The sequence below is a fragment of the Psychrobacter sp. AOP31-B2-9 genome, assembly GCF_052378005.1.
In the GTDB taxonomy this organism is placed as follows: Bacteria; Pseudomonadota; Gammaproteobacteria; order Pseudomonadales; family Moraxellaceae; genus Psychrobacter.
In genome coordinates, this window is record NZ_JBQSXG010000369.1 from 1 (window position 1) to 310 (window position 310).

Consider the following 310-nt stretch of genomic DNA (forward strand, 5'->3'; position numbering starts at 1 on the left):
TCACAAGATCATCAAGCAGCATCAGTTTAAAGGCTCAATGAGTGCTAAAGGCAACTGCTTTGACAACGCACCCATAGAAAGCTTCTGGGGCATATTAAAGAACGAGCTTGTATATCACCAAGACTATAAAACAAGATTTGCAGCCATCAGAGATATTATTGGATATATTGAGTTGTATTATAATCAGACTAGGATTCAAAAGAGCTTGGGCTATAAATCGCCAAGACAGGTGTGGTTTGACTTTTATCGTCAGGCTGCGTAATTAAAATCTCCCAAGTTTGGTTCTACGGATTTGACGGCAGGGGTCACA

The 310-nt window shown here is 40.3% G+C and carries 1 protein-coding gene; it reads left to right on the plus strand.

Annotated elements, in window-relative coordinates:
* A partial coding sequence (locus ACT3SX_RS15675) for an IS3 family transposase (protein WP_444761889.1) occupies positions 1–262 on the plus strand: 262 nt, incomplete at its 5' end.
* Positions 263–310 lie beyond the last annotated feature (48 nt).